General features: G+C 72.4%; 12 protein-coding genes. 7 read left to right on the top strand and 5 right to left on the bottom strand.

Annotated elements, in window-relative coordinates; all coding sequences use genetic code 11:
- Nucleotides 1-3 precede the first annotated feature (3 nt).
- The gene (locus AC5WRT_RS03660; protein ID WP_496099914.1) at nucleotides 4-711 is read left to right on the top strand and encodes a hypothetical protein; all 708 of its coding nucleotides are present in this window, start codon (nucleotides 4-6) and stop codon (nucleotides 709-711) included.
- Nucleotides 712-726: 15 nt separating this feature from the next.
- Here AC5WRT_RS03660 and AC5WRT_RS03655 read toward each other — a convergent pair whose 3' ends face one another.
- Nucleotides 727-1,641, bottom strand: coding sequence for a hypothetical protein (locus AC5WRT_RS03655; protein ID WP_496092944.1), 915 nt, complete (start codon nucleotides 1,639-1,641; stop codon nucleotides 727-729).
- Nucleotides 1,642-1,945: 304 nt separating this feature from the next.
- Here AC5WRT_RS03655 and purN point away from each other — a divergent pair, with 304 nt between their 5' ends.
- The 3 genes from purN (at nucleotide 1,946) to AC5WRT_RS03640 (ending at nucleotide 4,684) form a co-directional block, all read left to right on the top strand.
- The gene (purN, locus tag AC5WRT_RS03650; RefSeq protein WP_496092943.1) at nucleotides 1,946-2,584 is read left to right on the top strand and encodes a phosphoribosylglycinamide formyltransferase; all 639 of its coding nucleotides are present in this window, start codon (nucleotides 1,946-1,948) and stop codon (nucleotides 2,582-2,584) included.
- The gene (gene purH, locus AC5WRT_RS03645) at nucleotides 2,581-4,149 is read left to right on the top strand and encodes a bifunctional phosphoribosylaminoimidazolecarboxamide formyltransferase/IMP cyclohydrolase (RefSeq protein ID WP_496092942.1); all 1,569 of its coding nucleotides are present in this window, start codon (nucleotides 2,581-2,583) and stop codon (nucleotides 4,147-4,149) included. Before purN ends, purH begins: the two co-directional genes overlap by 4 nt.
- Before the next feature lie 67 nt (nucleotides 4,150-4,216).
- Nucleotides 4,217-4,684, top strand: coding sequence for a hypothetical protein (locus AC5WRT_RS03640; protein WP_496092941.1), 468 nt, complete (start codon nucleotides 4,217-4,219; stop codon nucleotides 4,682-4,684).
- Here AC5WRT_RS03640 and AC5WRT_RS03635 read toward each other — a convergent pair.
- From AC5WRT_RS03635 to AC5WRT_RS03620, 4 genes are all read right to left on the bottom strand, one after another.
- Nucleotides 4,630-5,109: a hypothetical protein gene (locus AC5WRT_RS03635; protein WP_496092940.1), complete on the bottom strand. Its 480-nt coding sequence runs from the start codon at nucleotides 5,107-5,109 to the stop codon at nucleotides 4,630-4,632. The two genes, AC5WRT_RS03640 and AC5WRT_RS03635, sit on opposite strands and share 55 nt — an antisense overlap.
- Before the next feature lie 122 nt (nucleotides 5,110-5,231).
- Complete coding sequence (locus AC5WRT_RS03630; protein ID WP_496092939.1) at nucleotides 5,232-6,764, bottom strand: protein kinase domain-containing protein; 1,533 nt, start codon at nucleotides 6,762-6,764, stop codon at nucleotides 5,232-5,234.
- Nucleotides 6,761-7,519, bottom strand: a complete 759-nt coding sequence (locus AC5WRT_RS03625; RefSeq protein ID WP_496092938.1) for an FHA domain-containing protein — start codon at nucleotides 7,517-7,519, stop codon at nucleotides 6,761-6,763. The genes AC5WRT_RS03630 and AC5WRT_RS03625 overlap by 4 nt, the downstream gene beginning before the upstream one ends.
- Before the next feature lie 150 nt (nucleotides 7,520-7,669).
- A complete protein-coding gene (locus AC5WRT_RS03620; RefSeq protein ID WP_496092937.1) occupies nucleotides 7,670-8,236 on the bottom strand; it encodes a hypothetical protein in 567 nt (188 codons plus the stop codon).
- 260 nt (nucleotides 8,237-8,496) lie between these two features.
- Here AC5WRT_RS03620 and AC5WRT_RS03615 point away from each other — a divergent pair, with 260 nt between their 5' ends.
- From AC5WRT_RS03615 to AC5WRT_RS03605, 3 genes are all read left to right on the top strand, one after another.
- Entirely contained in the window at nucleotides 8,497-9,351 is an 855-nt protein-coding gene (locus AC5WRT_RS03615; RefSeq protein WP_496092936.1) for a bifunctional methylenetetrahydrofolate dehydrogenase/methenyltetrahydrofolate cyclohydrolase, read from the top strand.
- On the top strand, nucleotides 9,341-9,805 hold the full coding sequence (locus AC5WRT_RS03610) for a DUF3017 domain-containing protein (protein ID WP_496092935.1): 465 nt from the start codon (nucleotides 9,341-9,343) through the stop codon (nucleotides 9,803-9,805). The genes AC5WRT_RS03615 and AC5WRT_RS03610 overlap by 11 nt, the downstream gene beginning before the upstream one ends.
- Before the next feature lie 453 nt (nucleotides 9,806-10,258).
- Nucleotides 10,259-11,635: a helix-turn-helix domain-containing protein gene (locus AC5WRT_RS03605; RefSeq protein ID WP_496092934.1), complete on the top strand. Its 1,377-nt coding sequence runs from the start codon at nucleotides 10,259-10,261 to the stop codon at nucleotides 11,633-11,635.
- The last annotated feature ends 272 nt before the right edge of the window (nucleotides 11,636-11,907 follow it).

Genomic DNA, 11,907 nt, shown 5'->3' with positions numbered 1-11,907 from the left:
GCCTTGCAGGTGCTCGGTGGGGCTGAACTGAGCGTCCTGTGGGCGAGCCCCGACAGTGCGTCCGCAGGGCCTGGTGCGCTCTGGCTGCCGGCGCACTCGGACGACGAACGAGTCCTGATCTCTGAGCTCAGCGCTTCCTGGGGCTCCCTTGAATGGGTTGCGCTGGGGACGTGGTATGCGACTGGTTCGTCTGCGCTTGCGCCGAGCGGTTTTGCGGAGCGGTATCCGGGGATGGTGCGCGAGACTGTTGCTCAGACTGAAATGAAGACGCCGCGTGGCCTGAAAGTGCGTGCAGAGTGGTCTGCCGTACATTCCGAGTCGGCAGAAATCAAAGATTTCATGGCGTCCGCCCGAAGGGCGAGAGGGAAGGGGATGTGCCTGGCGCTCCTTCCGTCTGGAACATCGACGCGCAATTGGTACGCATTGTCCATGGGCATGGTGGGGCGTGCGGTGCTGGCGGTGGAAGCTCAAAGCGACGTGCATGTAGAAAAAGCGCATCAGTTGGCCACGTGGCAGTATCTCGTGGAATGTTCGAGGCTGGGGTACGCATGCGTAGTTCCTCTTGATCATCACCCATGGGGCGGCTGTGTTGTCGTAGCCGGCGATGACCAGTTGGGACACCTGATTGAACAACTGCCTGAGAGAATCCGCGGACTTGCTCAGGTTTCCTGGGAGGAAGTCGCTCGTGGAGGCGGCGGCCTGGCGCTATGAGGCGCCGGAGTCGCCTCAGCTGTTCCCCGCCCCCAGAACCCCTCGCAGCTGCTGCGGCAGCAACTGCTGGCAGGACTGCTTCGCCTCGTGGGTCAGGGCGTCGTTCACGCAGGTGTAGTAGTCGCGGTAGACGAACTGGACCGTGAAGGTCGAGGCCACCAGGACCAGGGCCAGGGAGGCGGTGACCAGACCGCCGACCGCCGCCGTCACCTGGGGCCGGACCGCCGCCCCCGGCGCGGGCGACGGGGTGTCCGGGCCCGGTCGGCGCGGCTTGGTGCGCAGCGCGCTGGTGCCCCAGTACAGGGCCAGCACGCCCAGCAGCAGAGCGACGTACGTCCAGCTGAACAGGGCGAAGAAGACGGCCCACATGCCGGACAGGAGGGCGTAGCGCGCGCGGCGCTGGGCGGGGTCCGTCGGGTCCCAGCGCATGCCGGAGCCGGCCGGTCCGCCGGGGCCCTGGGGAACGCCACCGGGCCGCTCGCCGAAGCCGCCGGATGAGCGCCCGGGCTGGCGGTCGCTCCACTGGCCGCCCCACGGGGAGCCGCCGCCTTGTCCTCGGCCGGAGCCCTGCGAGCCCTCCGGGTGGCGGGGCCGCCACGGCTGGTCCGGTGCACCCTCGGGCGGCGGCGCGAAGGGATTGTCGTCCTGCTGCCCACCGGAACCGCCACGCCCGCCGGACCCGCCGGGCCCAGCGCTCCCGCCGGTCCCGCCATGCCCACCGGGCCCGCCCGGCCCCGCGTGCCCACCCTGCCCGGCACCCGGAGCGCTGCCCCGCCCGGCCCCCTGACCGCTCCCCTGCCTCGCGTGCCCCTGCTCGGCTCCCGCCTCGGCGGGCGACGCCGGCCGCTCCCGCAGCAGCGCGAAGCCACGCTCGCCCCCCTGGGCCGGAGTCGGAGGGAACGTGCGGAGTCGCAGGCTGCGATCGGGCATCAAAAGAGCGTCTTCCCCTAGGCGAATACGGCTGTGAACACGGCAGTCCGATATGGGCTCCACCCCGACAACGCGCCGTACGACCACCGCGTTCCCGGGGCTGCCCTCCGTGGTTCCTTGCGAACGCTACCTTCCGGCCACGCCCCCGTCCCGTGGGGGTCTTCCCGTGTGCCGGTATCGTTGCTGACGGTCGGCCGCTTCGTAGACTTCCCTGTATCGAGGGACGCGAAGCATTCGTATGAATGTACAAAGCGCGGTGCAAAGCGTCGGCCGGTACCGTCGCCATCCGAGAAAGGGCCCCACAGTGGCCGCCACCCCCGCTGACCCAGCGGTCAAGCGTCTCGTCGTGCTGGTCTCCGGATCCGGCACCAATCTGCAGGCGCTTCTGGACGAGATCGAGCGCACCGGAGCCGAGCAGTACGGCGCCCGGATCGTCGCCGTAGGGGCCGACCGAGAGGGCATCGAGGGGCTCGGCCGCGCCGAGCGGGCCGGGCTGCCGACCTTCGTCCGCAAGGTCAAGGACTACGACGGCAGGGAGGCGTGGGACGCAGCCCTCGCCGAGGCCGTGGCCGCGTACGAACCCGACCTCGTCGTCTCCGCCGGGTTCATGAAGATCGTGGGGAAGGAGTTCCTCGCACGCTTCGGCGGGCGGCTCGTGAACACCCACCCCGCCCTGCTCCCCAGTTTTCCCGGAGCCCACGGCGTCCGCGACGCGCTCGCGTACGGCGCCAAGGTCACCGGCTGCACCGTCCACTTCGTCGACGACGGCGTCGACACCGGCCCGATCATCGCCCAGGGCGTGGTCGAGGTCCGGGACGAGGACGACGAGAGCGCGCTGCACGAGCGCATCAAGGAAGTCGAGCGAAGGCTGCTCGTCGAGGTCGTGGGGCGGCTCGCCCGCAACGGCTATCGCATTGAGGGACGAAAGGTAGTTATCCAGTGACCGCCACCGCCGAGAGCAACAAGCGGCCGATTCGCCGGGCGCTCGTCAGCGTCTACGACAAGACCGGCCTGGAAGACCTCGCGCGCGGACTGCACGAGGCCGGCGTGGAGCTGGTCTCCACCGGGTCCACGGCCGGCCGGATCGCCGCCGCCGGCGTTCCCGTCACCAAGGTCGAGGAGCTGACCGGCTTCCCCGAGTGCCTGGACGGCCGGGTGAAGACCCTGCACCCGCGGGTGCACGCGGGCATCCTCGCCGACCTGCGTCTGGACAGCCACCGCGAGCAGCTCGCCGAGCTGGGTGTGGAGCCGTTCGACCTGGTCGTGGTCAACCTGTACCCCTTCCGTGAGACCGTCGCCTCCGGCGCGAGCGACGACGAGTGCGTGGAGCAGATCGACATCGGCGGTCCGTCGATGGTCCGCGCCGCCGCCAAGAACCACCCCTCCGTGGCCGTGGTCACCAGCCCCGAGCGGTACGCCGACGTGCTCGCGGCCGTGAAGGACGGCGGGTTCGACCTGGCCGCCCGCAAGCGTCTGGCCGCCGAGGCCTTCCGGCACACGGCTGCCTACGACGTGGCCGTCGCCTCCTGGTTCGCATCCTCGTACGCGCCGGTCGACGAGTCGGGCTTCCCCGACTTCGTGGGTGCCACCTACGAGCGCAAGAACACCCTGCGCTACGGCGAGAACCCGCACCAGGGCGCCGCGCTCTACGTCGACGGCACCGGCGGGCTCGCCGAGGCCGAGCAGCTGCACGGCAAGGAGATGTCGTACAACAACTACACGGACACGGACGCCGCGCGCCGTGCCGCGTACGACCACGACGAGCCCTGCGTCGCGATCATCAAGCACGCCAACCCCTGCGGGATCGCGGTCGGTTCGGACGTCGCCGAGGCGCACCGCAAGGCGCACGCCTGCGACCCGGTCTCCGCGTACGGCGGTGTCATCGCCGTCAACCGCCCGGTCAGCAAGGAGATGGCCGAACAGGTGGCGGAGATCTTCACCGAGGTCATCGTCGCCCCGGACTACGAGGAGGGGGCCCTGGAGGCCCTCACCAAGAAGAAGAACATCCGTGTCCTGAAGGCCCCCGGTGCGCCCTGCAACCGGGTCGAGGCCAAGCAGGTCGACGGCGGTGTGCTGCTCCAGGTCACCGACCGGCTCCAGGCCGAGGGCGACGACCCCGCGAACTGGACGCTGGCGTCGGGCGAGGCGCTGGGTGCCGACGAGCTCGGGGAGCTCGCCTTCGCCTGGAAGGCGTGCCGCGCGGTGAAGTCCAACGCGATCCTGCTCGCCAAGGACGGCGCCTCGGTCGGTGTCGGCATGGGCCAGGTCAACCGCGTCGACTCCTGCAAGCTGGCCGTCGAGCGGGCGGGCGAGGAGCGCGCCCGGGGCTCCTACGCGGCCTCCGACGCCTTCTTCCCCTTCCCGGACGGTCCGGAGATCCTCATCGCCGCCGGTGTCCGGGCGATCGTCCAGCCGGGCGGTTCGATCCGTGACGAGCAGGTCGTCGAGGCCGCGCAGAAGGCGGGCGTGACCATGTACTTCACGGGCACGCGGCACTTCTTCCACTGAGTGGCCCGGCACCGGCAGCCGTCACGAGGTGTCGGCTGCCGGTGCCGAGCACGTGCGGTCCCTCCAGGTGAGGCACGTTCCGCGGGGGAGCCTCTCCGCGTTCGCCCGGCCCCGCGTGTGGCGGCTCGCCGCGCCTGCCCGGCAGCCGCTCCTGCGCTACCCGGCGCGCGGCACCGCGACCGTCTGGGAGCCGGATCCGGCTCTCCCCTCGGACGCGCCCGCCCGAGTGGTCGGCGAACCTGCGACCACCACCCAGTCGGCCGCGCTCGCCGGACTCACGGTCGGCGGCGCCTGCCAGCACCTCACGGCACTGCGCCGCGCGGGCCTGCTCCGCACCACCCGGCCCGGCCGCAGCATCCTGTACGCCCGCACGGTGGCGGCCGAGGCGCTCGTGGCCCCGCACCGAGCGAGTGCTTCTTCGTCGGTGGTCTCCGGCCCTCCCCCGAGGGGGCCGGAGACCACCCGTTCCGTCGGGTCGGGTCAGCAGGGGCGCAGCGACCAGATCGGGTCCCAGGTCGCGGTGCCGGCGTCGTAGGCCGTCGAGGTCCAGCGCACGCTGCCGTCCCGGTTGTAGAAGCGGGCGACCGTGCCCGGCGTCTGGTTGTTGGTGTAGGGGCCGTCGCCGGTCCAGTTGGAGACGGTCCACGTCTGGCACTTGTAGAAGTCGAACTTGGTGCCCCGGACGATCATGCAGAGGTGTCCGTAGGCGCAGTCCAGGTCCTTCTTGGCGGCGAGCTTCGGGGCCCTGGTCAGGGTGAGGCCGTCGTAGCGGACCTGGTCGGCGGAGACGGAGAGCGGCTTCGGGTGGCCCGCGAGGACCTGGTCGGCCACCTGCTGGACGCCGGTGACCCGGGTGCCGTCCGGCACGGCGGCGGTCGCCGCGACCGTGGAGCCGGCGAGGAGGGCGGTGGCCGCGACGAGCAGCGCGGCGGGCTTGACGATGTTCACGTGTTCCCCCATGTGAACGAACGGTGTGGTCGCTTTGCCGGGACGCCGTCGCGTTCATCCGCTCCTGCGTTCCTGGCGAAGTGGTCCCACCGTCCCACCCGTGGCCTTTCGCCGGTACCTCGGAAGTCTCAGGGTCACTTCCTTCCCGGCGGCGCGTACTCCTTGAGGTAGTGGGCGACACGGGCACAGTAGGCGCGGTACCTCGGGGGGACTCCGCCCGTGTCGTTCACTTTCGAGTACGACGTCCGGTAGGCGGCGGCGATCAGGACCCGTTTGTCGCCGGGCAGGCCGGGCTTCAGCCGGGGATCGATGAAGCACAGGTAGCGGCCCATGGCCGGGATGGAGACGGAGGGGGACAACGGGGGCGTGGGGGTCGCGGACGCGGGGACGCCGTTGTCCTGCATCCACCAGCGCAGCACGGACGGGGTCCAGCGGGCGATGCCGTACTCCTGGTTCTCGGGGTCGGAGAGGTTCGGGTCGAAGTCGCTCTCGGACCTCAGCATCGCGGCGATGAGCACGGGGGTGACCTCGGGCCGGGAGCAGCCGTGAGCGGCGTCGACGATGAGCTTGCGGTAGACGACCGGGACGCCCCTGTCCGTGCGCAGTTCGGACGCGCCGTACCCGGCCAGGGCCTTGTCGTCCGTGCCGCCGGTGCCGGGCCGGCCGCCGATGCCGTAGCCGAGGGCCGCCACGGCGGCGGCTGTCAGCGCCGCGCCCGCGACGAGCGTCCGCCGGCGTCTGCGAGGCGGAAACAGCCGGGACGGGCCCGGCGGGCGCCCCGTGCCGGCGGCCGCCTCCACCCGGCGCGACAGTGCCTCGGTGCCGATGCGTGCCTCGTGCGTACGGGCCAGGCAGTCCCGCACGATCTCCCGCCAGCAGTGCGGCAGTCCGGGCGAGAGGCGCAGCTCGTCGGTGCCGCGCGCGTAGGCGGCGGCCGCGTCCCGGCGGGCCGTCGGGGTGGCGCCGGACAGCGGGAAGGAGTCGGTGAGGACGAGATGGGCGAGCACGCCGAAGGCCCACACGTCGGCCGACGGGCGAATACGGCGGCCGCGCTCGCCGATCTCCGACCAGAGCAGCTCCGGCGGGGTGTAGTCCGGGGTGGAGAAGGCGGGGGTGTAGGCGTGGGTGCCCTCCAGTTCGGCGGCCATGTTGAAGTCGGCGAGGCGGGCCGAACCGTCCGCCATCAGCAGCACGTTGGCCGGTTTCAGGTCCCCGTGCACCCAGCCCGCCCGGTGCAGCTGGGCCAGCCCCTCGCAGACCTGGGCGAGCAGGGCGGGCCCGGCCTGCGGGCGGGGCGCGGCAGCGAGCAGCCCCGCCAGGGAGCCCTCGGCCCGTTCCAGCACCAGCACGGTGGCGCCGTCGAGTTCGGGGCGGTCCGGGTCGTCGACCACGAGGGACTCGTACATCCGGATCAGCCGCGGCCGGCTCAGCCTGCGGTGCAGGCCGACCTCGCGCTCGATGAGGTCGCGCAGATGGGCCAGTTGGCGCGGGGTGCCGGTACCGGTGGGCAGGAACTTCAGCGCGGCGGTCCGAGGCAGGTCCCCGGAGCCCTCGGTGCGCCGGCCCGCGTACACGCTGCCGAAGGCGCCGGTCGCGATCGGCTCGCGCACCTCCCAGCCGCCGACCCGGTAGCCCCGGGGGACCGGCACGGCGTACGGCTCGGTCACCGGACCGCCCGGCTCGCCGACCCGGACGCGGAGGCGGACAGCACGACCAGGTCGTCCTCCCGCACGAGGTCGAAGCGGAGCGCCAGGGACACCAGCGACTCCTTCTTGCCGTTGAGGCGCGGGCCGGTGTCCGCGGTCTCCGGGCCGGGCTTGAGCCGCAGCTTCACCGCGAGATAGTCGATGTTCCACTGCACCGAGGCGCGCGAGGCGGCCGGCCAGGCGGGACGCAGCCGGTCGGCGACCTGGTCGACCGTGGGCAGCGGGGCGTGCGGGTCGCCGCGCAGCCGGGGCTCGCACAGGGCGGCCAGGACGGCGAAGTAGCGCTTGGTGCGGTCGACGGAGAAGGCTGGTGCGGTGGTGTCGCCGTCCGGTCCGGCGCCCTCGCGCAGATAGTCGTGGCGCGGCGCCCACACCTCGACGGCCAGCAGGTCCCCGGCGGCGGGCAGCACGATCCGGGAGAACTCGAACGGAATCGGCGCGTCCAGTCGGCCGGGGCCGACCTTGACGTGCTCGCCGGCGCCCTCCGGGTTCTCCACGACGTACGTCTGCCGCGCGGAGAGGTTGCTCAGTATCCAGAACGCGCCCTGCGCGCCCAGCTCGCCGGCCCGGCGGGAGACCCCGTCGTGCGGGATCGTCAGATCGTTCTCCGGCGCCCGCCCGAAGCTGAGCCGTTCACCCGGGGCGAGCCGGATCTGGGCGGTGCGGTCCTGTCGGTCCTCCGTGGTCGGCGGAGGTACGACGATGATGCTGTACAAGGTGCCTCTCCCCGTGCCTGACGGCCACCCGGGCCGAAACGGCCACCTCAGTCAGGTTAGGGGGACACACCAGGGCCGTGCCTCCCCTGGACGGGTGAGACACGGCCCTTGGCGGTGAATGGCGCGAACTGTTCCGTGACGCCGGAGGGTTCAGTAGCGCGCGCGGTTGAACCAGGCCTTGCCGTTGGCGCCGCCCACGAAGCAGGCGATGAGGATGCCGAGGACCAGGTGGACGAGGCCCACGATGACGAACGGGTACAGCCCGAGGACCGCGGTGATGATGCCGAACACCAGGGTGGTGACGCGGACGCCGTTGCCGCCGGTGTTGAACTTCGCCGCGAGCACGGCCGCGAACACGCCCCAGGCGAGGGCGAACACCGCGAAGGCCACCAGGACGCCGGACCCGTAGTCCATGAGCTTCTGGAAGGAGGCGTTGTCCTGCATGGCGCTGTCGTTCCTGGCGTGGTTCACGACCGCCGCGTCCAGCGCGAACAGCGCGAGGCCGATCACCTGCAGGCCGACGATCACCCACAGCATGACGCGGGCCGCGCTGACGTTGCTCGGCATGGCCGTCATCGGGGCGCCGGCGCCGTACTGCTGCTGCACCGCGGGCGCGGCCGGGTAGCCGTAACCGGGCTGCTGGGGCTGGGACGGGTAGCCGTAGCCGGACTGCTGGGGCGGCGGGCCGTAGGGGTTGTTCGGGTCGCCAAAGCTCATGGCGGTCCTCCTCCGTTGTTCAAGTGCGGGGACGACGCGCGGCACGGTTCGGAGGAGGGTTCTACAGATGCGGTCCGTCCCCCCGGTACTGCCCGCGGCACTGTGTGCTCATCGTTCTTCAGCCGGGACTTGCTTGTCCAGCCGGAAGCGGGAGGTGTTGTGCAAGTGCAACATCACTGATCATGCTGTGACACGGCGGCGGGAACACCACGGGCCACCCGGATTGGAACCGGGCCGGGGTCATCCGCGAGGATGGGGGTATGACCGCCCAGATTCTCGATGGCAAGGCCACCGCAGCCGCGATCAAGTCCGATCTGACCGCCCGCGTGGCGGCGCTGAAGGAGAGGGGCGTCACGCCCGGCCTCGGCACGATCCTGGTCGGGGACGACCCCGGCAGCCAGAAGTACGTCGCCGGCAAGCACCGCGACTGCGCGCAGGTCGGCATCGCCTCCATCCAGCGCGAGCTGCCGGGCACCGCCACCCAGGAGGAGATCGAGGCGGTCGTCCGGGAGCTGAACGAGGACCCGGCCTGCACCGGCTACATCGTCCAGCTGCCACTGCCGAAGGGCATCGAGGAGAACCGCATCCTGGAGCTGATGGACCCGGCCAAGGACGCCGACGGCCTGCACCCGATGAACCTCGGCCGGCTCGTGCTGAACGAGCCCGCGCCGCTGCCCTGCACCCCGAACGGCATCCTCTCCCTGCTGCGCGCCCACGGCGTGGAGATCAAGGGCGCCGAGGTCGTCGTGGTCGGGCGCGGCGTGACCATCGGCCGTCCGATGCCGCTGCTGCTCACCCGGCGCAGCGAGAACGCCACCGTGACCCAGTGCCACACCGGTACCCGCGACCTGTCCGCCCACCTCAAGCGGGCCGACATCATCGTCGCGGCGGCCGGCTCCCCGCACCTGGTCCGCGCCGAGGACGTCAAGCCGGGCGCGGCCGTCCTGGACGTCGGCGTCTCCCGCAACGCCGAGGGCAAGATCGTCGGTGACGTCCACCCGGATGTCGTCGAGGTGGCCGGCTGGATCTCCCCGAACCCCGGCGGTGTGGGCCCGATGACCCGGGCGCAGCTGCTGGTCAACGTGGTCGAGGCGGCGGAGCGCAGTGCCGGCTGAGGGCGCCCGGGCGGGGGCGTCCACCCGCGGTACGCACAGCGCCGGGGAGCGTCCGGAGCGGCCCGGCCGCCGCTTTCCGCGCATCACCAGGGACACCGCGCGGCCCGAGGGCGGCGGCCGGGCCGCATCCGGTGACGCTCCGGCCCCGGCCCGGCAGTGGCCTCTGCTGATCGTGCTCATCGGGGTCGCGGTCGGCCTGCTGCTGACCGCCCTCGACCTGTTCCGCGCCGGCACGCTGCTGATGGGTGCCGCCCTGCTGGCCGGCGCGGTGATGCGCTGGACACTGCCGAGCGTCGGCATGCTCGCGGTCCGCTCCCGCTTCACGGACATCGCCACCTACGGCATCCTCGGCCTCGCGATCGTGCTGCTCGCGATGATGGCCCAGCCGAATCCGTGGCTGCAGATCCCGTTCCTGAAGGATTTCCTGCACGTCACGCTCAGCAACAACAAGTAGCGCCGGGAAGAGACGAGCACGCCGCCGGTGGCCCGCGCCTGCCCCAGGGACACGGGCCACCGGCGTATCCCGTACCTCTGGTGGCGCCGGGGGCACGGCGGCCCCGAGACCCGCCTCGACCGCACGATGGGCAGGCTCGATCCGGGCAGCGGGGCTGGGCGGTCGTACGCGCCCACGAGGCGGGACCGGTGACCCGGACCGGCTGACGCGGCGGCTCGCCCTCTCCCCCGAGGAAGGGCGAACCGCCGCCAGGTGACACAGCCTTCCGTCCAGGAACCGCCTGTTCAACGCCTGTCCTCGCGCTGTGGCACGGAAGTGACCGTTCCGCTACGGTGTCCGCGCGCTCCGTCCGTGCACCCGCGCGCCCCCACCGCGGGAACTGGGATCCTCAGGCAGTGCATCCTTGTGGGTAGCCAGGACGGGGAATGCCGGGGCGAGAGCAGGGGGGAAGCGATGCCTCGTTGGAAAGACCTGCCCGAGGATCTGGATTCGCAGATCAGGGAGTTCACCAGCCAGGTGCGGCGGCTCGTGGACCGCAGCGGGCTGAGCGTCGCGGCACTCGCCGACCGCACGGGCTACAGCAAGACGTCCTGGGAGCGCTACCTGGGCGGCCGCCTCCTCGCGCCCAAGGGCGCGGTCGTCGCGCTCGCCGAGGTCACCGGCACCGATCCCGTGCATCTGACGACGATGTGGGAGCTGGCCGAACGCGCCTGGAGCCGGGCCGAGATGCGGCACGACCGCACGATGGAGGCGATCCGCATCGCCCAGGCGCGCGCCGCGCTGGGGGAGTTCGGGGCGGCGGAGGCGGCCGGTGGCCCGTCCGGCCGCAAGGCGGCCGACGGCGGCAGCGCGTTCACCGGGATCGCCGGCCCGTCCGGCGTCTCCCCGACGATCCCCACCCAGCCGACGGCTCCTGACGCCGACGCCCGGGACGGCGCGGGCGGCGACGGGGCCGGCGGAGGCGGGCGGGTCGGGGCCGATGGCTCGGGGCGGGGGCCGGCCCGCGGTCCGGCCGACGGCTTGGGCCGTGGAGCGGTCGACGGGTCGGGGCGCCGGTCGGTGGACGGGGCGGATCAGGGGCCGGAAGACGCCGGGGGCCGGGGGCCGGGCGAGGGTTCGGGCTCGAAGGGCAACTCCTGGGGGCTGGCCGGGTATCAGGGGCCGTCCCAGGCGAGCGGCCGACCGGGCGCCGGGGCGGCCGGGGCGGGCGCGGGCGCCGTGAGCGGTGTGCGGCCGGGTGTCCCGGCCGGCGGCCCGGGCTGGACCCCGACCGCCTCGACCCCGTACGACGGCGGGCCCGGCGCGCACCCTGCCGCCGGGGCCGCCCCGGCCCCGGGGCCCGCACGGCAGCGGATGATCATGTTTCTCGCGGGGCTGGTCGGCGTCGCCGTGGTCATCGGCGTCGTCTTCTTCCTCACCGACCGGGGCGGCACGAGGCACAGGACCGCCGCCAAGTCGTCGTCCCCGACCGCCACCACGCACGTGAGTCCGCCGCCCGGGGTCAAGTGCACCGGCTCCGCCTGCGACGGCAAGGACGCCGAGGCCATGGGGTGCAGCGGCGAACTGGTGACCACCGCCAAGACCGCCACCGTCGGCACCACCACCCTGGAGGTCCGGTACAGCAAGACCTGCGGCACCGCCTGGGGCCGGATCACCGGAGCCGCCGCGGGCGACCAAGTGCGGGTCCTCGCCGGGAAGATACGGCAGACCGGCCGGACCTCCGGGGTCGGCGACACCATCGCGTACACCCCGATGGTCGCCGTCAAGAACGCGACGGAGGCGAAGGCCTGCGCCACGCTGGCGTCCGGCCGGACGGGCTGCACGAAGTAGCGGGAGCGGGGTGAAGCGGGCGCCGGAGATCCTGCGGGGGAAATTTCCCCGGGGTGCGCATGGCAGCCCGGATTCTGGGCACGCGGCCCCGTACCCCCCCACGGGAGTCCGGTCATCCGGTCCCCCCACCCGGCGGCCGCCTCCGTCCTCTCCCCCTCTCCCGGACGGGCGGCCGCCCTCTGGATTCGCCACGTGTCCGACTTGTGGGGTGATCCACACGGCCCCGGACCTCCCGCATGCCGGATGCGCGATAGCCTGACCGCTGGATCGAT

The sequence above is a fragment of the Streptomyces sp. NTD91 genome, from assembly GCF_059510455.1.
The sequence above is the reverse complement of the archived record's forward strand: the minus strand, read 5'-3'. Positions and strand labels throughout refer to the sequence as shown.

Coding starts and splice junctions, on each gene's coding strand:
- AC5WRT_RS03655 (WP_496092944.1), bottom strand. CDS start 1,641: ATGCCCGATCGCAGCCTGCGACTCCGCACGTTCCCTCCGACTCCGGCC.
- AC5WRT_RS03635 (WP_496092940.1), bottom strand. CDS start 5,109: ATGGGGGAACACGTGAACATCGTCAAGCCCGCCGCGCTGCTCGTCGCG.
- AC5WRT_RS03620 (WP_496092937.1), bottom strand. CDS start 8,236: ATGAGCTTTGGCGACCCGAACAACCCCTACGGCCCGCCGCCCCAGCAG.
- AC5WRT_RS03615 (WP_496092936.1), top strand. CDS start 8,497: ATGACCGCCCAGATTCTCGATGGCAAGGCCACCGCAGCCGCGATCAAG.
- AC5WRT_RS03605 (WP_496092934.1), top strand. CDS start 10,259: ATGCCTCGTTGGAAAGACCTGCCCGAGGATCTGGATTCGCAGATCAGG.